Raw genomic sequence first — 21,309 nt, 5'->3', positions numbered from 1 at the left:
GTATCAGACCGCGACTTCGCTCTCTTCTTCGTCTTCGGGGGTCCGGATGCGCTCGACGATGTCGCTGACGAGTACCACGTCGCCGACGGCCTGGACCCAGTCGTAGGGAACGATGACGCCGCGCGTCCCGCGAACCTTCTCGCCGAACAGGTCACCGTTGACCTGGTGGAGTGCCAGTCCGGTCACTTTCACGTCATCGAGGTCCAGACGAACGTCCTCTACCTCGCCGACGAAGACACCGTTGTTCGAGTACACTTCCCGACCCACGAGGGCAGTTATCTCCTGCGTTGGCGCGTCCATACAGTTCCGGTACACGTCCTAGGTCTTAACTTTTGGCTGATGTCTGACGCGCGTCGGTCGAAAGAAACACGCTCACCCCTCGTATACGGCCGTTTGCGGCCGGACTATCGTTTCAGCGACCTGACCCCGGTGCGAGCAGTTCGACCGGATGTGGGACCTGCCGTTCGTACAACGTATCGAGTTGCTCCTGGCAGGACGTTCCGCTCGCGATCAATCGCTCGCCGTCGTCGACCTCGCCAAGGTCGTCGGCGAGTTGCTCGCCGACCTCGACGCTCATCTCGTAGTACTCGCGCTTGTAGCCGAAACTGCCAGCCATCCCACAGCACTCGACGGACGAGGTTCGCACGTCGTACCCCAGCTCATCGAGCACAGACGTGGTGTAATCCGCCAGTCCCAGCGTCCGTTGTTGACAGTGGCTGTGGTACGCGATTTCCTCGTCGCCCTCCGGTGACTGGAGCGCGTCGGCCTCGGACCCGTTCTCCAGCAGTCCGTACACGTACTCCATGACGTCGTAGCTGTGGTCGGCCACACGCTCGAAGGATCGTTCGGGGAGGAGATGCTCGTAATCCGAGCGGAACATCGCCAGGTCGCTCGGTTCGACGACGACGACGTCGCGTCCCTGGTCGATGTGCGTGACGAGTGCGCCGTGAACGCGTTCGGCCTGCTCGCGGGCCGTCTCGATCATCCCCTGGGAGAGCGGTGCCCGCCCGCTCTCCGGAACGGGAGGAACGTGAACGCGACAGCCCAGCGCCTCCAGCGCCCGCACGGCGGCTTTCCCCCGGTCGGGATCGAAGTAATCCGTGTAGAGGTCGGGGTACAACACGACATCTCGGTCAGGCTGGCTGACCTGCGCCCCGCGCGAGCCGTACCACTCCCGCAGCGTCTCGTCGGCGAGTGTCGGCAGGTCACGACGCGAGTCCACGCCGGCGACCCGTTCCAACAGCCAGTTTCCCGGCCGCGAACTGGCGACCGCGTTCGCCAGGCCGGGTGCCAGACTCCCCAGTTTCGCAACCGTCTCGATGTTCCCGAAAAAGCGCTTCTGCAGGTCCGTTCCGGTGGGTTCCTCGTCCGGCGTCAACCCCTCGACGAGGAAATCGAGGTCGTCCTCTCCGTCCGCTCCCTGGTGGTTCAACCGCTCGCGAACGACTGTGTTGATCCACGGGATGTCTATCTTCGTCGGACACTTCGGTTCACACCGCGAGCAGCCGGTACAGAGGTCGTTCATGTCGCTCGCGCTGTCGAGGCCGTGAACGCCGGCCTCCCAGCCGGTACCGATTCCGCCGGTGTAGGTCTCGCCGCCGAAGCCGTGGCCGCCGACGGTCTGGAAGTTCGCACACGAGTTGTTACAGGCCCCACAGCGGATGCAGTAGAGCGTCTCGCGCAGGTCCTCGTCTTCCCGCATCGTCATCCGGCCGTTGTCCAGCAGAATCAGGTGGAAGGACCGCTCGTCGGCGTCCCGGAACTCGTCGGTCTCGAAATCGGGAATCGGCGTGTCGACGGGCGGCGTCAGCAGTGAAACGTAGGATGTGATATCCTGGCCCGTTCCGGTACGGGCGATGAGTTCCGTGAAGGGCTGGAGGTCTGCCAGACTCGGGACGAGTTTCTCGACGCCCGCGACGGCGATATGCGTGTCCGGCGTCACGGCCGTCTTCCGCGCGTTGCCCTCGTTGGTCACCAGCATGAGCGTTCCCGACTCTGCGACGACGAAGTTCGCGCCCGTCATGCCCACGTCGGCCTCGCGGATGTGTTCGCCGACGCGCTCGCGTGCGAACGCGGTCAGTTCGATCGGATCGCCGGACAGTTCCTCGTCCGGGTCGAGTTCGCTGTTGAACAGCGCCGCGATCTCGTCGGCCGATTTGTGCATCGCTGGGCCGATGAGATGCGAAGGCGACTCGTCGGCGAGTTGGACGACGAACTCCCCGAGGTCCGTTTCGACCACCTCGTACCCGGCCGATTCGAGGTGGTCGTTGACGTCGATCTCCTCGGTCGTCATCGACTTGCTCTTGACGAGTTTCTCGGCGTCCTGATCGGCCATGATACGCTCGGCGATGCGGTTCGCGTCGGCGGCCGATTGGGCGACGTGGACCTGGCCGCCGTTCGCCTCGACGGCCTCGTCCACGCGGTCGATGAGGTCCGGAAGGTCAGCGATGGCTCGTTCCTTGATACCCCGTGCGGCCGTTCGGAGTTCCTCGTAGTCGTCGAACCGCTGGAGCGCGTAGTTCGTGAGCTGGTTGACGGTTCGGGTGTTCTGGCCGACGGCCTCGCCCTCGGTCTCCATCAGGTGCCGGAGTTCGTCGGCGCGGTCGCGGCGGGAACTCATCGGTCCTCCAGGATCAGGACGTGGGTCTCGCTCGGCCCGTGGACGCCCTCGACCAGCGTCCCCATGTCGGCGGTCGCGCTCGGCCCGGTCGCGAGTACCTGCGTGTCCGTCCCGGCGGCGAACTCCTCGCCCATGCGCTCGTAGGCCGCCGGCATGTCCATGACCACGTCGCTCGCCGCGACGACCGCGACGTGTCGGGGCGCGTACAGACTGACCAGTTCCTCGCCCGCAGCGCCCGACGGAAGCGTCACCGTTCCGTAGTCTGCGATCCCCAGTCCGGCGGGTGTCACGCCGGTCGCAGCGGTTTCGATGTCCGACGGTGACGGGTCGAGTACCACCGACGTGTCGGCGAGCGAGACGCCCTCGTGGGGAAGCGCCGTCCCGACCGCTGGTTCCTCGATGGCCTCGCCGAGCGTCTCGGTGAACGACTCGGCGTCGGTCGTGTGGACCGTCGCCACCCCTTGAAGCGACGATTCGAAGGTGGCGAGTGTTTCCGAACTCATGTACGTCGGTGACACGGGCCAACCACCTAATCCCTTTCGCCGACGAGAGTTAGCGAATTATCAGTTTCCGTAAGATTGAGGGCGGGGTGTTTCGATGAGTGGTTAATGACACTTCCGCAGGCTCCGATGCGGCCAGTCGTCGACGGGCGGGCGGATTTCGGCACGTTTGCAGGTGCCTGTGAGACGACATCGCTCTCGTCGCTTCCTGTCAACAGGCTCCGCAGATACGTTCAGGAGAAAGGCTGGCAGTGGTTCTGTGCGGTCGACGACGACCTCGCCGTCGGTGGTGCAGTCGTCGACGCCGGCCTCGCGAACACCGCCTTCGTGTGGGTCCTGGACCGAACGCGAGGGCGTCTCGTCGCCGACGAATCCCGTCTCCTGCCGCCGACGACCGTTCGACGAGCGGACCGACCCGGCGAACGCCCGCGCATCGGCGCGGACTTCCGCGACGTGACCCTCGGCGCGACCGAGCGTGACAGCGGCTTTTCCGTCGCCGGGCAGTTCGGACCCGTTACCCTCGACCTCTCGCTCACACACGATGGGCCGGGACCGGTCACAGCGATCTGCCCGGTCGACGAAGGCCGGCATCCGGGCGTCAACGTCACGCAGAAGTCGACCTGTCTCTCCGCAAGTGGATCGGTCGACTGGCGCGGACGCTCGCACACCTTCGACGGCGCGGACGGGATGCTCGATTTCTCACACGGTCTCCTCGCGCGCGATACCCGCTGGCGGTGGGCCATCGCCACCGGGACGACTGCCGACGGGACTCCAATCGGCTTCAATCTGATCGACGGCTTCAACTCCGGTCTGGAAAACGCCGTCTGGATCGGTGACGAGCGCCGTGCCGTCGACGGCGCGTCGTTCACGTTCGACAGCCGCAATCCGGCCTCGACGTGGACCGTCGAAACTGACGACGGCGTCGTCGACGTTCGTCTCGATCCGGAGGGAGTCAGATCCGAGGACACGAACCTCGGACTCGTCGTCTCGCGGTACGCCCAGCCGCTCGGTACCTGGCGCGGGACCGTCGGTGACCACCGCGTCGAACTTGTCGGCGTGGCAGAAACCCACCACGCGAAGTGGTAGTGAGGCTTCGAACCGACAGTTGACCGTCGCTCGTGTTATTTCAGATCCTGAAAGTACTGATTGGTTATTATAAGTATGCCGTGTCTATAGGGGAACATGAGCGCAGAAGACGGGGAACTGTACATCCTACGTCCCGACGACGACGCCGAGACGGACGACGAGGAGGCGTGGGTTAGTCCACAACCTGCAAGCGATGTCGTCATGGAAGAGGTCGCTTCGGCGGTCGATGCCGACCCGGACGATTTCGCGTCGCTGGAGGAGTACGTCGACCTCGCGGACCTCGTGGAGGTCTTCGAGGGCGACGAGCGATCGCTCACCTTCGAGGTGGACGACCACGAGGTGACGGTGACCGACGCCGGCGAAGTCGACGTCGATCAGGACTGATTTCGATCGGGAGAGAGGGGGACGAGACGGAAGCGGTACCTGGTGGTCGACGGACCCGGATTCACGACCGCAGCTACTGCGTTCCCGAACCCACACGCTCGTGCATCGAACGGACACACCACCAACGTGATTATACGGGATCAGTACGTAATAGCGGGTATGAGTGACGCAAGCGATTCGGAGGACATCGATGCGATCCGTGAGCAGAAAAAAGAGGAACTGAAGAACGAAATCGGCGGCTCGGCCGGTTCGGACGAACCCATTCACGTCGAGGACAGCGACCACTTCCAGGAGGTAACTTCCAGCGGCACAGTCCTGGTCGACTTCTACGCGGACTGGTGTGGTCCGTGCAAGATGCTCGAACCGACGGTCGAAGCGATCGCTGCCGAGACCGACGCGACAGTCGCGAAGGTCGACATCGACGCCTTGCAGGGACTGGCGCGTCAGCACAACGTGCAAGGCGTCCCCACGCTTGAACTGTTCCACGACGGCGAGATGAAGAAGGAACTGGTCGGCGTTCAGGACAAAGGAACGCTCGAAAACCTCGTGACGCAGTACGCCTGACCCGAACCTTTTTGCCATCGTCAACTGACTAGCTCGGTGTGGTTTACGAGACGGGCATTCCAACGATAGACGACGCCGTCGAGCGAGTGCTGGCGGGCGAGCGTCTCGACCGACGGGACGGGCTCGCACTGCTCGCACAGCCGGTCGACGAGCTCGCAGCGGCCGCCGACTACGTGCGCTCACAGTTGGGCGACGACACGGTCGACGCCTGCTCGATCGTGAACGCGAAAGCGGGCAACTGCGCCGAGGACTGTGGCTTCTGCGCGCAGTCGGTCCACTTCGACACGGGGATCGAGACCTACGGCTTCCTCGACCCCGAAGAGATCCTCGAAGCGGCCCAGCGCGCCGAGCGCGACGGTGCCCAGCGGTTCGGCATCGTCGTCGCCGAGAAGGGCGTCTCGAAGGAAAACCGCCCCGACGAGTGGGCGGAAGTCCTCCGAGCCATCCGACTCGTTCGGGACGAGACCGACGTGGAAGTCGACGCCAGCCTCGGCATCCTCACGCGAGAGGAAGCCGAGATTCTCGCCGACGAAGGCATCAATCACTACAATCACAACATCGAGACCTCGCCGGACTTTTTCCCCGAAATCGTCGACACCCACACCTTCGAGGACAGGGTGGAGACGCTGGAACTCGCAAAGGACGTCGGGATGGACCTCTGTGCCGGCGTCATCCTCGGGATGGGCGAGTCGCCGACCGACCGCGTGGACGCGGCCATCGCCTTACAGGACATCGGCGTTTCCTCGCTTCCCGTCAACATCCTGAACCCGGTCGCCGGGACAGACCTCGGCGAGAAACTGGGGGACTCGGCCGATATCTCCACCGAGGAAATCATCGAGACCATCGCAGTCTACCGGCTGCTCCACCCGGAGGCCCGAGTTCGATTGACCGGTGGGCGCGAGGTAAACCTCGACAAAGACGAACAGCACTTGCCCTTCGAGGCGGGTGCGGACGGCATCCTGACCGGCGACTACCTGACGACGGGTGGTCAGTCACCGGGCGACGACATCGAGGTGATGGAGCAAGCCGGGATGGAGCCGAACATGGACGCAAACGAGTTCGACGCGGAGGCCGTCAAGGCCCGCGGCGATGGGAGCTCCGACGACGGAACCGTAGAGACTGCGGCAGGAACGGCGACTAGCAACGCAGAGCTGGACGATTAGGGAGATTCGAGCGGATGCGAGAATCTCCGAAAGGCGAGCGGCGTCGAGGACGCCGTGAGCGAGCGAAACGACAAACAGGACATACATGGACGAAATCAATTTCGCGGTACTCGGAACTGGTGGCATCGGTCGACGAACGCTGGAAGTCTCACAGAACAAGGACCATCTCACGCCGGTCGCGGCCTGTGACCGCCACGGCGTCGCCGTCGATCACGGCGTCCTGGAATCGCGTCGCGATTCCAGTGGCTCGTCGGGCGCGCAGAGCGCGTCCGATGGTGGACTGGACGTGGACGAACTGCTCGCGGCGACGGAGGGAAACATCGCGAGCGATGGTGGCGCAACCGCTGCTGGCAGCACTGCCGACGGCGGCGTCAAGCAGTCCGGGCAAGACAAGGGCGTCGCGGCCTCGGTGCAGGCTGACCCGACCGAGACGCCCATCGAGGACGTCATCGAGGTGAGCGATGCTATCGACGCCGTCCTGATCGCACTGCCGAACTTCGAGCACGACTTCATCCCGCGCGTGGCCGACCGGTTCGCCGACGCCGACTACGAGGGCGTCCTCGTGGACGTGCTCAAGCGCTCACGCGTCATCGAAATGCTCGACGAACGCGCCGAGACCTTCGAGGAATCCGGAATTTCCTTCGTGTGTGGTGCCGGTGCCACGCCGGGACTCCTGACTGGGGCCGCGGCCATCGCCGCCCAGTCGTTCGTCGAGGTCGAATCGGTCGACATCTGGTGGGGCGTCGGGCTCAAATCCGGGTACGAGGACAATCGGGGGACTGTCCGTGAGGACATCGCCCATCTCGACGGGTACAGCATCGAGGACGCACGGGAGATGAGCGACGACGAGATCGAGGCCGTCATCGACGACCATGACGGTGTCATCGAGTTCGAGGACATGGAACACGCAGACGACGTGTTGCTGGAGCGGGCCGGCATCTGCGACGCCGAGGACGTGACCGTCGGTGGCGTCCTCGACGTGACCTCCGACGAGAAACCGACGACCACGACGGTCCGGGTCACCGGGACGACCTTCGACGGCGAGACGGGGACCAACACCTTCCAGCTGGACGACGACACCAGTATGGAGGCGAACGTCAACGGCCCGGCACTGGGGTATCTGAAGGCGGGCGTCCGTCGAAATCGCGCCGGCGAGTACGGCGTGTTCGGCCCGGCCGATCTGATGCCCGGGTTCTGAACGGGGATGTCAGAACAGCAACGCCGAGCGGCCGGCAGGGAGCGAAGCGATCACGGTTTCGACCCGGCTGAACGTCTCCAGGATCGGGAGGCACGCGGTCTCCATCGCGACATCGCGCCCGTCGAGCGCGTCGCGGCCAGGAGTCGCATGGCCCCGGACCCGAAGGCCGAACCGCCGACGTTCGAGGGCGAGGAACTGTCGATCTTCGCGGCCAACAACTACCTTGGACTGGCCGATCACGAACGGGTTCAGGCCGCTGCAGCCGAGGCCGCGAGGGAAGTGGGCACCGGTGCGGGTGCCAGCCGACTCGTCACCGGCGACACCCCGCCCCACCGCGCGTTGGAACGCGAGTTAGCCGAGACGAAGCATACCGAGCGCGCCCTCGCCTTCTCGTCGGGGTATGCGGCCAACGTCGGGACGATCGCCGCACTGGCTCCCGATGTCGTCTTCTCCGATGAACTGAACCACGCCAGCATCATCGACGGGTGCCGACAGGCCGGAGCCGAGACCGTCGTCTACGATCACTGCGACCCAGAGGACCTGCGGGCGCAGATGGAAGCACGGGCGGCAGCGCCCGTCGGGGACGAATCCTGGCTCGTCCTCACTGATTCGGTGTTCAGCATGGACGGGGACGTGGCACCACTGACCGCCATCTGTGACGTCGTCGAGGAGTTCGGCGCGTGGCTGATGGTCGACGAGGCCCACGCGACTGGCCTGTACGACGACGGTGGCGGTATCGTCCAGCGTGAGGGACTTTCCGATCGGGTTCACGTCCAGATGGGGACCCTCTCGAAGGCACTGGCCAGTCAGGGCGGCTATGTGGCCGGGAGCGACCCCCTGATCGAACACCTCCTGAACGCGGCCCGTTCGTTCGTGTTCTCGACGGGGTTGGCCCCGCCCGCCGCCGCCGCAGCCCGTGAAGCCCTTCGGGTCGCCCGCGAGAGCGGCCGCCGGGACCAGCTCTGGGCCACCGTCGACCGGCTTCGTGACGGTCTCGAAGACATGGGCTACGACGTGTGGGGTGAAACCCAAATCCTCCCGGTCGTCGTCGGCGACCGGAGCGACGCGGTGGCGCTCGACGACCGCCTGCGCGATCACGGAATCGTCGCACCAGCGATTCGGCCCCCGACAGTACCCGAGGGAACGAGTCGGATTCGCGTCGCACCGATGGCCACTCACACCGACGAGGACATCGACCGCTGTCTCGACGCGTTCCGAGCGGCGGGGGAGGACCTCGGACTCCTATGACCGACGCGCCGGCGGATTTCGCGGTGGTCGGGACCGGAACGGGCGTCGGGAAGACGGTCGTCACCGCCGGATTAGTCGGCTGGCTTCGCGACGAGGGCCACGACGCCCGAGCGATCAAGCCGTGTCAGACCGGCTATCCACCGGATGACGACGCCGAGTTCGTCGCCGAGGCCTGTGGCACGGACGCTGCCGCGACCTGTCTCAGACGACTCGAACCGGCGCTCGCCCCGGCAGTCGCTGCCGACGTGGCCGAGGAATCGCTGTGTTACGACGAACTCCTGACAGGGTGTGAGTCAGCGCTCGCCGACAGCGAGGTCGGCGTGGTCGAGGGGATCGGCGGCCTGCGTGTCCCGCTCGCCGATGGGAGGGAAGTGATCGATCTGGTGGCCGACTTATCCCTGCCGACGGTCGTGGTTTCACGATCTGGCCTCGGAACGCTGAACCACACTGCACTGACGGTCGAAGCACTCGAACGCCGAAACGTCCCGGTCCGTGGAATCGTTCTGAACGAATACGAGGGGGCGACCCTCGCCGAGCGAACGAACCCCGAGGTGCTCTCGGAGATGACGGACGAGTCCGTCGCGACGCTCTCCCCGATTCAGTTATCGGACCCGGCGGATGTCGTCAGTGGCGTCCGCGAGCGACTCCCTCGCGATATCGTCTTCGGAACCTGAGACATCGCTGGCGTGTGTTCGTGACGTGTCGAAACGCGGCAGACAGTCAAAGGGAAACCCCGGGGGCTTCGCCCCCGGTGTGTGACACTACGGAGCCAGATGGCTCCATCATACGTTTTGGACCGACTCCAAATAAGTGCTTGTGTCGATATTAGCAGCTGAAACGCCCGGTTAAGAGGATATTACAGTGATTGATAACCAAAGGACAGTGGCGGTTCACGACGAATTATGCGCTATCGGACCTCTAGATTGCGGAGTATCGACTGCTGTACGACAGGCCGTTTTCAGGGTCGATAACCGAAGTGACAGTTACTTGCCGAGTGCAAGCATTGCCTGTACGTCCGCGCTGTCTCCGAGTAGTTCACCCATTCGGTCGACGGTCGAGGCGTCTCTCGTTCGACCGGAACTGATGATCGATTCGGCCCGGTCGATCGCGGTTCGGGTGTCGCCCTGTACCAACAGGACAGGTTTCCCGGCGTCCTCGGCGTTCCCGATGATCGCACCGGTCGGGCGGAAGCCGCCAGTGAGCAGGAGACACCTGACTCCTGGCGCTTCGAGCGCTGCGGTCTGGATGTCCGAGCGGTCGCCTCCGGTGATGACGGCGGCCTCGCGGGTGCGTCGGAACGCCCGCAGCGCTGCGTCACTCCCCATCGCACCGACGACGAACCGCTCGACGAACCCGTCGGTCGGTGCCTCCGAGGTGAGCACGTCGGCCCCGAGACTGTTTGCCAGTTCCGCCACTGTGACGCCGGAGAGCTCCTTGACCGACGGGAGCGCACCGAAGACTGTGATTCCCCGCTCTTCGAGGAACGGGACGACGTCCTCGGTCAACTCGTCGAAGTCGTCGTCGGAGACGGCGTTGAACAGGACGCCGCCCAGCCGGTCACCGAAAGCATCGGCCGCCGCGAGCACTTCGTCCACGTCGCTCGGGTCCTCGTAGTTGGCCAGCAGCAGGACCGACGCGTCGAACAGCTCCGCCACGTCCGGATCGGTCAAGTTCACGATACCGCCCGTCGTGTAGTCGTCCGCGCCCTCGACGACGACGGCGTCTTTTCCTTCGGCAATGGATTCGTAGCTCTCTTCGAGTCGCTCCCGGAGCGCGTCGGGGTCTTCCCGTCCCCTGATCGCCTCCTGAACGAACGTCTCCGAGTAGACGATGGGTTCCATCTCGTGCATCTCCGCGTCCAGATCGAGCAGGTCGCGGGCGAGCATCGGGTCCTTGTCGAGCGTCTTGCCGACGGCGCTCTGGAGGCGCGTCCCTCGCGGCTTCATGTAGCCGACGGCCTCCCCATCGTCGAGGAGTCGCTGGGCCAATGCGAGCGCCACGGCCGTCTTGCCTGTGCTTCGTTCGGTCGTACTGACGAGTATCGGATTCATAGTTGCTCCTGATCGATGGTGAGCCGCACGTCGACCGCCGAGACGCCGTCGGGCGTCGCGACGAGCGGGTTGATGTCCAGTTCGAGTATCGCGGGGAAGTCCGTCACGAGCTGTGAGAGGCGCTGGATGGTCTCGACGACGCCGGCCTCGTCGACCGGTTCGCGACCGCGTGCCCCCCGCAGCAACGGCGCGGACTCGATGTCGTCGACCATCTCCCTCGCTTCGGGTTCGCTGACCGGTGCGACCCGGACCGTCGTGTCCTCCAGGACCTCGACGAAGATGCCACCGAGGCCGAAAAGGAGGAGCGGACCGAACTGCGGGTCGCGGTTCATCCCGACGATGGTCTCGGTCGCGTCGTCCAGGTCGAGCGTCTCCTGTATCTGGACCCCGAGAATCGTCGCGTCGGACTGGTAGTTGCGCGCACGGGTCACGAGGTCCTCGTAGGTGTCTGCGACCTCCGAAACCGGGACGCCGATCTCGACGCCGCCGATGTCGGACTTGTGGAGGATGTCCGGACTGACGATCTTCATCACGACGCCCTCGCCGTCGCCGGCGACCCGTTCGGCGGCCGTCTCCGCGTCGCCGGGGCCGTCGACGATCTCCCCGTCCGGAATCGGAATCCCGTAGGCTTCGAGCAGGTCCATCGCCTCGACGCCGAGTCGCGTGGTGTTGCGGCGTTTGGCGTCGTCGAGGACCTCGCGAGCGCGTTCGCGATCCACGTCGAACTCGGTCGGCTCCGCGTACGTTCGCGCCTGTATCTCCCGGTAGTTCCGAAGCGCGTCGAGACTCCTGACCGCCCGCGCCGGGTCGAAGTACGTCGGAATCCCGTGTTCGCTGAGCGTTGCCTGTGCGTCCCTGGTGGAGTCGCCGCCCATCAGCGACGCGGCGACCGGTTTCCCGTGTTCCGCCTGTAACTCGACCGTGACCTCGGCGAGGGCCTCGAAGGACAGCGTCGCCGTCGGACAGGCCATCACGATGGCCGCGCCGACGTTCGGGTCGGCCAAGGTCACGTCGATGGCCTCGGCGAACCGGTCCACGTCGGCGTCGCCGATGACGTCGATGGGATTGTAGATGTTGGCTCCGTCGGGCAGTGCGTCCGAGAGCGCGCTCAGCGTGTTGTCGGTAAAGGAGGCGAGCGAGAGGTCCGAGTCGCCGATGGCATCGGTCGTCATCACGCCAGGCCCGCCGGCGTTGGTGACGATGGCGACCGAATCGCCGTCGGGAAGCGGTTGGCCCTCCAGAATCCCGGCGAAGTCGAACAGTTCCTGAACGTTGTCCACGCGGATGGCCCCGGCCTGTTCGAGACCGGCCTCGTAGGCGCGCTCGCTCCCGGCCATCGTTCCGGTGTGTGAAGCGGCAGCCGACGCGCCGGCCTCTGTGCGGCCGGACTTGACCATCACGATCGGGGTGTCCTGTGTAACCTCCCGGGCGGTCCTGATGAATCGGCTCCCGTCCTCGATCCCCTCCAGATACGCCAGGATCACGTCCGTATCGGGGTCGTCACCCCACTCGGCGATGAAGTCGCCCTCGTCGAGTACCGCCTTGTTTCCGAGCGAAACCACGTCCTGGAATCCGACGTCGCGGTCGTTGGCCCAGTCCAGGACGGCCGTGATGAACGCACCGGACTGACTCATAAACGAAATCGACCCGGGCTGGGCGTTCTCGGGGCCGAAGGTGGCGTTCATGTTGACGCCAGTGCTCATGATGCCCAGACTGTTCGGGCCAACGACGTTCAGATCGTACTCCGCGGCGACGTCGCGTAGTCGGCGCTCGCGGCTGGCTCCCTCGCTGCCCGCTTCGCTGAACCCGGCCGTGATGACGACGACGTTCTCGATGCCGGTCTCGCCGCAGTCCGCGACGGCCTCGACCGCGATGTCGCCGGGGACGACGACCACAGCCACGTCGATGTCGCCGGGGACCGCCCCGACCTCCGCGTAACACTCGAAACCCAATACCGTCTCGGCGGTGGGGTTGACGGGAACCACCTCGCCCTCGAAATCGGTCGCGAGGTTCGACGTGATGGCTCGCCCGACAGATCCCTCACGCTCCGTCGCACCGATGACCGCGACCCGATCGGGTGCGAACATCGTAGATAACTCGCCCATCGTGTCATCCGGGAGTTCGCTCCGCGCCGGGATATAGTTCGGGATACAAGCTGGTACTCGGAGCCGACACCTCCCCGTCGAAACGACCCCACCCGGTCAGTTCGGTTCCGTCGCCACTAGTCGAGATTCGCCCGCCGAGACGGTGTCGCCTTTTTCCACGAGCAGGTCTGTCCGGTCGACTTCCGCGGGGAGGAGCACATCGACCCGACTGGAAAAGGAGATGTGTCCGATCCGGTCGCCGCGCTCGACCGATTGCCCGGATTCGAGGTAGGGGTGGATACGCCGGGCGACCGCACCCGCGATGAGTACGACGGTGTACTCCTCGAAGGCCACGTGGACCCGCTCGTTTCGGTCCGATTCCTTCGAGAACGCTGGCCAGTGTCCGCCCGGCGTGTGCGTGACGGACTGGACGGTTCCGTCCATCGGCGCGCGGTTGACGTGGACGTCGTCGAGGTTCATGAATATCCCCACCCGGACCTGGTCGCCATCCTGGCGGATGACCGAGACGCGGCCGTCGGCCGGCGCGACCACCCCGGTTTCGGGGACCGTGCGGTCGGGATCGCGGTGGAAGACGACGACGACGACCATCGCGAGAGCGACGAGCAGGCCGGAAAGCGGCGAGAACAGGAGGGCGGGCAGCCCGAGAACTGCAAGCGGCACGGTGTATCGGCCGGTTCCCCGGGCGAGTCGCGGCAACATACCCGGTCCCAGCGGCCGAGACGGGACAAACCTATCGGCTCACGGGGCCGTCACTCGGCCACGTCGAGCGGCGTCGCTCCAGCGTACTCCCGGAGTCGGTCCGGATCGATCGGAAAGACTGACTGGGGCGTGCCGGCCGCCGCCCAGACGGTCTCGTGGTCGAGGAGCGTCTCGTCCATGTAGACGGGGACGTCGGCGTCGTGGCAGAACGGCGGGACGCCGCCGATACTCCAGCCCAGCGTGGCTTTGATCTCGTCGGCGTCGGCCATCTCGACGTCGCCATCTCCGATGTCGCGCTCTGTGGCGATTTTGGCCGTGCTGACCCGGTTCGCGCCGCTCGTGAGCACGACGATCAACTGGTCGCCTGCCGAGAGCGCGATGGCGCTGGCGATCTGGGCCACGTCACAGCCGACGGCCTCGGCGGCGTCTTCGGCCGTCTTGGTCCCGTCCGGGAACTCGTGGACGTCGACCTCGAACCCGAACTCGTCGCTCGCGCGCGTCCTGAACTCGGCTACTCGCTCGTGCATACGATTCCGTGACCCGCCGGCAGCCCAAATAGTTTCCCGACCTGGTCGCCCGGCCCCGACCGGTCGCTCGCCGTTCGGCGCGAGGCTTTTGTCGATGGCCGTGAACTGACTGCCATGAGCGAGTCCGACGCCCTGCTGGCACCGTTCGACGGCGACCTCCTGGACGTCGTCGCCGACGAGAACGACGTGACACCCGAGAGACTCCGCGAACTCGTCGTAGCCCACCAACGCCAGGTTCGCGACAACCCGGGCGTCGAGGACATCGTCTACGAGTGGCGCAGCCAGTTCCACGAACAACCCGTCCTCCGGCGAACGGAATCGACGTACTACCTCCGACTGCGCCCCCACGTCTGGGATGAGTTCGCGGACGCCCTGGATCTCACCGAACCCGAACTCGATGCACTCCTCTACCTCCACTCGGAACAGACCCGCCGGGACACCGACGGCACACCGGACGACAATGCGCTACCGATGATCCTCGCCAGGGACTGAACCGACACCGTCCTCAATTCATCGATCTGATAGTATCCTCGGCTAGCGCAAATCAAATTTTAGGGTTCCAAAAAATAATTTCTCGATGGCAATTTTTAAGGGGCGTCCGCTCCAACGTCTGGGTGTAATGAGTACCCAGAAGAACGTCCTAAGAGAGGCCGGTACCGTCGAGGAAAACGGGCTTCGCCTCGCCGAGGACAAAGCGGAACAGGTCATCGACGCGCTGAACACGGACCTCGCAGCGACGTACGTGCTGTACCACCAGCTTCGCAAACACCACTGGAACGTCGAGGGGCCGGAGTACCGCGACCTCCACCTGTTCCTGGGCGAGGCCGCCGAGGAAGCCGAGGAAGCGGCGGACGAACTCGCCGAACGCGTCCAGGCGCTCGGTGGCGTCCCCATCGCCAAGATGTCCAACCTCGAAGAACACGCGCCCGTCGAGGCCGAGGACGACGACATCTACGACATCCGCACCTCGATGAGCAACGACATGGAGATGTACGGCGACATCATCGAGACGGTACGGGACCACATCGAACTCGCCGAGAACCTCGGCGACCACGCGTCCGCCGAGATGCTCCGCCAGCAACTGCTCGAATTAGAAGAGTTCGCCCACACCATCGAGCACTTCCTCGGCGAAGACTCGCTGAAGAACTGGTAGACTAACCCGACGGTCGTCTTTTTCCACGTTCGAGACAGCGCTGTCGCATCCGCTTCTGGCGACGGCGAAAAGATAGGGGCGCCGAAATTACCGTTCGAGGTCGACGGTCGTATCGGTCGAAATCCAGGCGTCCGTGTTGCCCGACTCGGTAAAGACACATCGGTCGGGCGTGGTTCGGTGGCTCGTCACCGGTAGTTCGAGGTGTTCGGTGGGTGCGTCGTCCGACTGATCCCGTTCGTCTGCGGAGAGCCGATCCCGTGCTGGCATTACCTGAGTTAGGTGGGCCTAAATCTAAAAGGGTTTTGGTCTACCTAATCATTTGAGAACGGCGGGTCGTGAACATGGACCGACTTCGCAGTCCCACGTTCAACATCGGGGACACACCCTTTTTCACTGGACGAGGCGTAGGCCGCCTATGAGCGACAGGGACGGGAACGCTGACCTCGCTCGACTCGCCGCCGACCTCGCTCGGTCGTTGCGTGAGTTACAGCACGAACTCGATTCGGGCCCCAGGGGGCCGCGACCACCGACACCGAGGGACTTGCTTCGGTTCACGGACGAAGTCGCGATACCTGGGTTGATCCTGCTGCTGGAGACGAACGTTCGGGCGCTCAGGCTGCTCCAGCGTGCCATTCGGCTGGCCGACGACCGAAGCGATCGGGGGGGAGCGTCGTCAGACCACGCCGTTCGTGAGCGAGCGGTCGCGTTGAGCCAGACCACGCTCGATCGACTCGATACCGTCCTCGCGGACGTACAGGAGGCCATGGAGGGCCGACCACCGGACGACGAAGCGCGCGAAGTCCTCGACGAGGCGCGGTCGCTCCGCGAAGAGATCGACGACCAACTGGCGGCGACGAGCGCCGATACCGGAAGCGCCGCTCCCGATGGCGACGCCACGCGCGAGGTGCCGGTCGACGTCGACGCCGAACTCCACTCGATCAAACAGGACATCGACGACGACGGTGACGAATGATCGGTCTGTACAACTACCGTGCGTAACGATGTCAACCTATTGTAACATAGCACGTTTTATTAATTCCGTCGTTCGATTGTAGAACGAAATGTCTGGAGACGGGACACGGTCGGGGACACGGGTCGAACTGTACGCCCGGACGTCGCTATCGAACGTTGCGGGGAAACGCCGCGATCAGGTCGCGACGCAACTCGAGGAACTGGCTACTGCGGGACATATCTCTCACGTTGAGATCCACAACTGGACGAAGAAAGTGCCACTCGACGCCGAATCCCGCGAGCGGAGGCGCTACGAGCAGTTCTCGGAGTGGGCCGAGGACGTCGGGGTCGATCTGGCTCCCTTTTTCGATACGCGAACCTGTTACTCGATGGACTCCGGGGCGAAGGGGGAATGCCTGGTCCTGCCGGTCCTCTGTCTGGCGGTGTATCGCGACGAGACGCTGCAGTCCGTCTACCCACACACTACGAACGACGGGTCGCGGTCCGTGATGGACTGCCTCCGCTCGATCGAATCCGCCCGGCAGCGCGCCCCTGGTGGGAAAACCGACCCCGAAGCGGTCGAAAAGGGGACGCTCGAAACCACGAACTGACGTTCTCGGTTCGTGAGAACCGCAGTGCGATTTTTACTGAACAATGATGAAGGTTCACCTGTGATCCCTCCATGACGACAACAACCAAGCGACGACTGGCGGTGTACCTCAGGGACGAAACACGGGGTCTGGCCGGTCGCTGCCAGGCGGCATTCCGGGAGGCGGTCCGCGAGCTTGCAGCGGGACCGACCGTCGATACGGTGGACGTGTACGAATGGCCTCGAAAAGTGGCCGTCGATGGCCAGGGCCCGACCGACGAGCGCGCCCAACGGGCGTTCAACGCGTTCAGCCAGTGGGCCCGCGAGAACGACGTTCGGCTGCATCCGGCGTTCGCGACGCGAGCGTGTTACGACTGGACCACCGGAGCCAGATACACCGCGCTCGTCCTGCCGGTGATGGCGATCGCCGTCTACGAGGCTGGAGAATTGCAGGCCGTCTACCCCCACACCGACGACGGGACCTATTACACCGTCTTCGACGGCCTCGATGACCTCGAGACGGACGAACCGGTTCCGGGACCCGCCGACGATGACCTGCCTGCCGTCCCCGTGGAATAAGTCGGGACAGGTCCCGACGGGACCGTCCCGTTCACCTTCGGTCCAACGAACAGCTCTCGACAGCCGCCGATCGGCAAGGTGTGTGACAAGTTCCCAAACAGCTAAGCTCTCCGGCGACCATTCTGCACGGCATGACTCCCGAGACACAGGCGACACTTTACCTGCGGGACTCGGTGCCAGCTGCTGCACGTGTGGAACAAGAGAAGACGCTCGGTCGACTCCGGGCCCTCGAATCGGCTGGCCACGTCGACGAACTCGTCGTCGAGAACTGGCCGACACGGGTCACGATGGGAACGCCCGAAACCGTGCCGGCACTGGCCGCCTACGAGGGGTTTGAGGGGTGGGCGCGAGCTCACGGCGTGTCGATGCGGCCCGCCTTCGACCGTCACGACTGTCACAGCCTCTACACGGACAGCCGATTCACTGCGACCGTCTTTCCGGTGATGTGCCTGGCGGTCTACGAAGACGAGGAACTGCGTTCGGTCTTCCCGCACGCCCGGCACGGGCGATCAGTGACGATCTGCGACGGGATCGCCATGCTGGAAACCGACGAGTCGACGACGGCGGCCGGTCGCAGGTCCCCTCCGACGCCCTGAGTCGCTGTGGGTCTGCGTCAACCGGGTCACGTCTGATAACCCTCACTGGACAGGCCGGAATCTTCGGTTCCGACCGACTGGTTCGCGCCGTCGCCCCTCACTGCGTCGGTCGGAATCTTCGCTTCCAGCCTGTTGCTCGACGACGGACTGTCTCACTGGACAGGCTGGAACCGATACCCGTCCCACTCCTGATCGGCATCGACAGGCTTCAGACCGACGCCCGGTTCGCGGAGTTCCTCGACGTAAACCGGTTCGACTTCGTCACCGGTCTCGACGTCGAACGATTCGTCGTCGTCCGTCGATCCGATCTGTCCGAGCGCCCTGACCGATTCCCCATCCACGTCGAACTCGACGATAGCCAGCGTGTTGGGCTCGCGGACGCCCGGTGGCGTGGCCGTGCTCTCCGTCCAGGTGACGATTTCGGCGGTCTCGTCGGTCAGATCGACGGTCTCGTCCTGTTTTGCGCCGCATTCGGGACAGAGCGTGTGTCCCGGGTACGTGACGTGTCCGTTCCGACAGCGGTATGCCTCGAATGCCATCGTTATCGCGCCTCCATGATCGTAGTAATCACGCAGTTTCCGAATCCACCCACGTTACAGGCCAGTCCGGTATCGGCCTCGACCTGTCTCGGCCCTGCCTCACCCATGAGCTGTTCGTAGATCTCGTAGCCCTGGGCGACGCCGCTGGCTCCCAGCGGGTGCCCCTTCGATTTGAGTCCGCCCGAGGTGTTGATGGGGAGTTCGCCGTCCTTCTCGGTTCGGCCGTCCTCGACTGCTTGCCAGGCTTCGCCCTTCTCAGCGAAGTCCAGGCCCTCCATCTGGAGGAACTCCAGAATGGTGAACATGTCGTGCAGTTCGGCCACGTCGATGTCGTCGGGGCCGAGTCCGGCCCGCTCGTAGGCCGTCTGGCCACTTTCGACGACACCGCCCATCGTCGTCGGGTCCTCTCGCTCGTGGACGACGTGGGTGTCGGTCGCACCCCCGACCCCTGAGACCACGACGTACTCGTCGGTGTACTCTCTGGCCACCTCCTCGGAACAGAACATGAGCGCCGAACTCCCGTCAGTGATGGGACAGAAGTCGTAGAGCCGGAGCGGGTCAGCGATGACGGGACTCTCCAGTGCCGTCTCCACGTCGATTTCTTTCTGGAACTGGGCCTTGGGGTTGTCCACGCCGTTCCTGTGGTTCTTGACCGCGACCTTCGCGAGGCTCTCGCGGGGCGCGTCGAACCGTTCGAGGTAGTGGCGGGCGGTCATCCCGGCGAAGGAAGGGAGCGTCACACCCTGCTTGTACTCGGCGGGATGGGTGATCGAGGCGATGATGTCGGTGGCTCCGCCGGTTCCCTTGTGGGTCATTTTCTCGCCGCCGACGAGTAAGGTCATGTCACTGGCACCGGAGGCGATGGACTGACAGGCGGCGTAGATGCCCGCCCCACCGCTGGAACTCGTCTGATCGATGCGCTGTGAGTAGGCGGGCATCAGCCCGAGGTCGTGGGCGACCGCGTTCATGACGCCAGTCTGGCCCTCGAACTCGCCGCTGGCCATGTTCGATACGTACACGTGCTCTACGTCACTCGGGGCGACGCTCGCGTCGGCCAGGCACTCCTCGCCCGCCTGGGCCAGCAACTCGCGTATCCAGGCGTCCCGCTGGCCGAACTTCGTCATCGAGCCCCCGATGATGGCAACGTCCCTGTCCATGATCCCCTGAAAATGCAACGGGTGGTACCGTAAATCTGGCTCTCGCGACAGTCCTGCCCCCGGTGACAGTTCGAGAACTGAAACGACGCCAATACTCTTGTGGCCGACTTCCGTATATCACGTAATGCCGGCTATTGCCACCGACCGACGAGCGGTTTCGCCGGTCGTCGGTGCGGTGTTGCTGGTGGCGATTTCTGTGACGCTGGCTGGCGTGGGCGCGATCATGGTGTTCGGTCTCGCGGATGACCCCGAGCCTGCCCCCGACGTCGCCCTCGAACTCGAAACGGCGGACAGTGAGGTCCTTCCGGAGTACGAACTCGTTCACGAATCTGGCGACACGCTCAACGGCGAGAACGTCGAAATTCGGGGTGTTACCAACGAAAGTGCCCTCTCCGGTGAGTTCCGCGCCGGTCAGACGGTCGATCTCCTCCCGACAGCAGACGAAATACGCATCGTGTGGATGGGTGATGACGGGACCAGTTACACGCTCGCGACCTTCGATGTCGAAGGCAGCGACGTTCCGTCCATCGACGAGGGCTGTGCCTGGGTCGATTCCGAGACCAACGGTGGCACCGACGATATCCAGATCGATGGGCAGGTGGTCGACTGCTCCGTCAGGACTGACAAAGTCATCGAAATCGAAAACGGCGGTGTCGTCATCGGTGACACGAGAAGTGACACGAAAGAACTCGACGCCGACGACGCTGTGGTTTACGGGTCCGTCGACGTCGAGAACGTCCTCAACCACCAGAACGGGCGGATTTCCGGCACGGCAACCTCGCGCACGGCCGACGTGAAGCTCTACAACGTGACTGTCGGCGGCGGAGTCGAGGCACAGCGGATCGTCGACGTCCTCGACGGTAGCACGGTCGATGGCGACGTCGAAAGCACGAACAAGGAGGTCACTGTCGACGAAAGTACCGTCTCCGGATCGATCACGGCCCCCGACCAGGTCAAACTCATCGATTCGACCGTCGAGGGCGACGTGTACGTCGACCCGGCGGATTTCGACTGCACGAATTCGGAGATAAACGGACAGGACTGTGGCAGTTATACGCCCAGAGACCCCAGTGGGTGGTAGGATACGATGACGCAAACGGGAACTGTCACCAGCATTCATATCGCCCAGACGACTGGTGCACAACCGGAGCCAGTGGACTCGGTACGGGCCGTCGCGGGTCGTGGTCTCGACGGTGACCGCTACTACCACGAGGAAGGGACGTTCGGTGACCGCGATGGCTGTGCCGTTACGTTCATCGAATCCGAAGCATTGGCCGCCGCAGAGCGCGAGTACGACGTTTCGCTGTCGCCTGGCGCACACCGGCGCAACGTCACGACCCGCGGCGTAGCGCTCAACCACCTCGTCGGCGAACGGTTCCGGGTTGGCGACGCCGTCTGTCTCGGGACGGAACTGTGTGAACCCTGCTCGTACCTGGAACGCCATCTCGAACAGGCAGGCGTCCAGGACGCACTGGTTCATCGAGGTGGGTTGCGAGCCCGCATCGTCGAAAGTGGTGATATTCGGGAAAAGTCGTCGATCGAATTCCCTATTAGTTGCCATTCTGGACCGAAAAACCAAGATTCAAGCTAATCGAGGCGA

At 64.3% G+C, this 21,309-nt stretch carries 25 protein-coding genes; 15 read left to right on the top strand and 10 right to left on the bottom strand.

Going from position 1 to position 21,309, the window contains the following annotated elements:
* Positions 1-3 precede the first annotated feature (3 nt).
* The 3 genes from E2481_RS01105 to E2481_RS01095 form a co-directional block, all read right to left on the bottom strand.
* Complete coding sequence (locus tag E2481_RS01105) at positions 4-300, bottom strand: PRC-barrel domain-containing protein (protein WP_136715278.1); 297 nt, start codon at positions 298-300, stop codon at positions 4-6.
* 112 nt (positions 301-412) lie between these two features.
* The gene (locus E2481_RS01100) at positions 413-2,620 is read right to left on the bottom strand and encodes an LUD domain-containing protein (RefSeq protein ID WP_136715277.1); all 2,208 of its coding nucleotides are present in this window, start codon (positions 2,618-2,620) and stop codon (positions 413-415) included.
* The gene (locus E2481_RS01095; protein WP_136715276.1) at positions 2,617-3,123 is read right to left on the bottom strand and encodes an LUD domain-containing protein; all 507 of its coding nucleotides are present in this window, start codon (positions 3,121-3,123) and stop codon (positions 2,617-2,619) included. Before E2481_RS01095 ends, E2481_RS01100 begins: the two co-directional genes overlap by 4 nt.
* A gap of 105 nt (positions 3,124-3,228) precedes the next feature.
* Between E2481_RS01095 and E2481_RS01090 the strand changes: the two genes are divergently transcribed.
* The 7 genes from E2481_RS01090 to bioD all read left to right on the top strand — a co-directional run bounded on the left by E2481_RS01090 (position 3,229) and on the right by bioD (position 9,437).
* Positions 3,229-4,206: a DUF2804 domain-containing protein gene (locus E2481_RS01090; RefSeq protein WP_136715275.1), complete on the top strand. Its 978-nt coding sequence runs from the start codon at positions 3,229-3,231 to the stop codon at positions 4,204-4,206.
* A gap of 96 nt (positions 4,207-4,302) precedes the next feature.
* Positions 4,303-4,590, top strand: coding sequence for a HalOD1 output domain-containing protein (locus E2481_RS01085; protein ID WP_136715274.1), 288 nt, complete (start codon positions 4,303-4,305; stop codon positions 4,588-4,590).
* Positions 4,591-4,749: 159 nt separating this feature from the next.
* On the top strand, positions 4,750-5,154 hold the full coding sequence (gene trxA, locus E2481_RS01080; protein WP_136715273.1) for a thioredoxin: 405 nt from the start codon (positions 4,750-4,752) through the stop codon (positions 5,152-5,154).
* Positions 5,155-5,192: 38 nt separating this feature from the next.
* Positions 5,193-6,317 carry a biotin synthase BioB gene (bioB, locus tag E2481_RS01075; RefSeq protein ID WP_136715272.1) on the top strand — a complete coding sequence of 375 codons (1,125 nt, stop codon included), beginning with the start codon at positions 5,193-5,195 and terminating at the stop codon, positions 6,315-6,317.
* 85 nt (positions 6,318-6,402) lie between these two features.
* Positions 6,403-7,515 (top strand): transcriptional regulator, encoded by a 1,113-nt coding sequence (locus E2481_RS01070; protein ID WP_136715271.1) that lies wholly within the window; start codon positions 6,403-6,405, stop codon positions 7,513-7,515.
* 6 nt (positions 7,516-7,521) lie between these two features.
* Entirely contained in the window at positions 7,522-8,763 is a 1,242-nt protein-coding gene (locus tag E2481_RS01065; protein WP_136715270.1) for an aminotransferase class I/II-fold pyridoxal phosphate-dependent enzyme, read from the top strand.
* Complete coding sequence (gene bioD / locus E2481_RS01060; protein WP_136715269.1) at positions 8,760-9,437, top strand: dethiobiotin synthase; 678 nt, start codon at positions 8,760-8,762, stop codon at positions 9,435-9,437. Before E2481_RS01065 ends, bioD begins: the two co-directional genes overlap by 4 nt.
* A 309-nt stretch (positions 9,438-9,746) precedes the next feature.
* Here the strand turns inward: bioD and E2481_RS01055 are convergent, their stop codons facing one another.
* The 4 genes from E2481_RS01055 to E2481_RS01040 form a co-directional block, all read right to left on the bottom strand.
* Positions 9,747-10,814, bottom strand: a complete 1,068-nt coding sequence (locus E2481_RS01055) for a phosphotransacetylase family protein (RefSeq protein ID WP_136715268.1) — start codon at positions 10,812-10,814, stop codon at positions 9,747-9,749.
* Entirely contained in the window at positions 10,811-12,919 is a 2,109-nt protein-coding gene (gene acs / locus E2481_RS01050) for an acetate--CoA ligase alpha subunit (protein ID WP_136715267.1), read from the bottom strand. Before acs ends, E2481_RS01055 begins: the two co-directional genes overlap by 4 nt.
* 96 nt (positions 12,920-13,015) lie before the next feature.
* Complete coding sequence (locus E2481_RS01045) at positions 13,016-13,618, bottom strand: protein sorting system archaetidylserine decarboxylase (RefSeq protein ID WP_136715266.1); 603 nt, start codon at positions 13,616-13,618, stop codon at positions 13,016-13,018.
* 50 nt (positions 13,619-13,668) lie between these two features.
* The gene (locus tag E2481_RS01040; RefSeq protein ID WP_136715265.1) at positions 13,669-14,145 is read right to left on the bottom strand and encodes a YbaK/EbsC family protein; all 477 of its coding nucleotides are present in this window, start codon (positions 14,143-14,145) and stop codon (positions 13,669-13,671) included.
* A 114-nt stretch (positions 14,146-14,259) separates the two neighbouring features.
* Here E2481_RS01040 and E2481_RS01035 point away from each other — a divergent pair, with 114 nt between their 5' ends.
* A complete protein-coding gene (locus tag E2481_RS01035) occupies positions 14,260-14,637 on the top strand; it encodes a hypothetical protein (protein ID WP_136715264.1) in 378 nt (125 codons plus the stop codon).
* Between the two features lie 127 nt (positions 14,638-14,764).
* Positions 14,765-15,298: a DNA starvation/stationary phase protection protein DpsA gene (gene dpsA, locus E2481_RS01030; RefSeq protein ID WP_136715263.1), complete on the top strand. Its 534-nt coding sequence runs from the start codon at positions 14,765-14,767 to the stop codon at positions 15,296-15,298.
* An 87-nt stretch (positions 15,299-15,385) separates the two neighbouring features.
* On the opposite strand, the gene E2481_RS01025 is transcribed toward dpsA, so the two are convergent.
* A complete protein-coding gene (locus E2481_RS01025) occupies positions 15,386-15,565 on the bottom strand; it encodes a hypothetical protein (protein ID WP_136715262.1) in 180 nt (59 codons plus the stop codon).
* Between the two features lie 148 nt (positions 15,566-15,713).
* Here E2481_RS01025 and E2481_RS01020 point away from each other — a divergent pair, with 148 nt between their 5' ends.
* The 4 genes from E2481_RS01020 (at position 15,714) to E2481_RS01005 (ending at position 18,013) form a co-directional block, all read left to right on the top strand.
* Positions 15,714-16,271: a DUF7547 family protein gene (locus E2481_RS01020; RefSeq protein WP_136715261.1), complete on the top strand. Its 558-nt coding sequence runs from the start codon at positions 15,714-15,716 to the stop codon at positions 16,269-16,271.
* Between the two features lie 88 nt (positions 16,272-16,359).
* Positions 16,360-16,860: an HTH domain-containing protein gene (locus E2481_RS01015; protein WP_136715260.1), complete on the top strand. Its 501-nt coding sequence runs from the start codon at positions 16,360-16,362 to the stop codon at positions 16,858-16,860.
* A gap of 71 nt (positions 16,861-16,931) precedes the next feature.
* Positions 16,932-17,417, top strand: coding sequence for an HTH domain-containing protein (locus E2481_RS01010; RefSeq protein ID WP_136715259.1), 486 nt, complete (start codon positions 16,932-16,934; stop codon positions 17,415-17,417).
* 131 nt (positions 17,418-17,548) lie between these two features.
* A complete protein-coding gene (locus tag E2481_RS01005; RefSeq protein ID WP_136715258.1) occupies positions 17,549-18,013 on the top strand; it encodes an HTH domain-containing protein in 465 nt (154 codons plus the stop codon).
* A gap of 152 nt (positions 18,014-18,165) precedes the next feature.
* Here the strand turns inward: E2481_RS01005 and E2481_RS01000 are convergent, their stop codons facing one another.
* Both E2481_RS01000 and E2481_RS00995 read right to left on the bottom strand, forming a co-directional pair.
* On the bottom strand, positions 18,166-18,552 hold the full coding sequence (locus E2481_RS01000) for a Zn-ribbon domain-containing OB-fold protein (protein ID WP_136715257.1): 387 nt from the start codon (positions 18,550-18,552) through the stop codon (positions 18,166-18,168).
* Between the two features lie 2 nt (positions 18,553-18,554).
* Positions 18,555-19,709, bottom strand: a complete 1,155-nt coding sequence (locus E2481_RS00995; protein ID WP_136715256.1) for a thiolase family protein — start codon at positions 19,707-19,709, stop codon at positions 18,555-18,557.
* 124 nt (positions 19,710-19,833) lie between these two features.
* Between E2481_RS00995 and E2481_RS00990 the strand changes: the two genes are divergently transcribed.
* Entirely contained in the window at positions 19,834-20,790 is a 957-nt protein-coding gene (locus E2481_RS00990; RefSeq protein ID WP_136715255.1) for a type IV pilin, read from the top strand.
* Positions 20,791-20,796: 6 nt separating this feature from the next.
* On the top strand, positions 20,797-21,300 hold the full coding sequence (locus E2481_RS00985) for an MOSC domain-containing protein (protein WP_136715254.1): 504 nt from the start codon (positions 20,797-20,799) through the stop codon (positions 21,298-21,300).
* Positions 21,301-21,309 lie beyond the last annotated feature (9 nt).

Source organism: Halorientalis salina (genome assembly GCF_005049285.1).
GTDB classification, from domain to species: Archaea; Halobacteriota; Halobacteria; order Halobacteriales; family Haloarculaceae; genus Halorientalis; species Halorientalis salina.
This window is presented reverse-complemented; position numbering and strand designations above follow the sequence as displayed.